Here is a 534-nt window from a genome sequence, read left to right as displayed (position 1 = left end):
GTGGACGAACCTCTGGTGTACCGGTTGTCACGCCAGTGGCATCGCCGGGTAGCTATGTTCGGAAGAGATAACCGCTGAAAGCATCTAAGCGGGAAACTCGCCTTAAGATGAGATATCCCTGGAGGCTTGACCTCCTTGAAGGGTCGTTCGAGACCAGGACGTTGATAGGTCGGGTGTGTAAGCGCAGTAATGCGTTCAGCTAACCGATACTAATTGCCCGTAAGGCTTGATCCTATAACAAGTCTGTCTCGATGCCCGTTAGCGCTTTAGCGCTTACGGACATCGAGCGTCGAGTGCGAGGCACTCGACGTACGACGGTTGAAGTACCGCGTACGTGTGAGATACAGCTCACAACCCAAATCAAGATTACTGCTTCTTCCAAGATTGGTTGCGCTGCGAAGCAACGCAACAACCCCCTTTGCCTGATGACCATAGCGAGTCGGTCCCACCCCTTCCCATCCCGAACAGGACCGTGAAACGACTCTACGCCGATGATAGTGCGGATTCCCGTGTGAAAGTAGGTAATCGTCAGGC

At 53.6% G+C, this 534-nt stretch carries 2 rRNA genes; both read left to right on the top strand.

The features are described 5' to 3' along the window. Nucleotides 1-234, top strand: a 23S ribosomal RNA gene (locus QZM15_RS33935); the annotation flags it as partial. A 187-nt stretch (nucleotides 235-421) separates the two neighbouring features. Next, nucleotides 422-534: ribosomal RNA gene (gene rrf, locus QZM15_RS33930) — 5S ribosomal RNA — on the top strand.

The organism is Burkholderia sp. AU44665, from assembly GCF_030504405.1.
In the GTDB taxonomy this organism is placed as follows: domain Bacteria; phylum Pseudomonadota; class Gammaproteobacteria; order Burkholderiales; family Burkholderiaceae; genus Burkholderia; species Burkholderia semiarida.
Note: the sequence above shows the minus strand (reverse complement) of the source record. Positions and strands in the feature narration are given on the sequence as shown.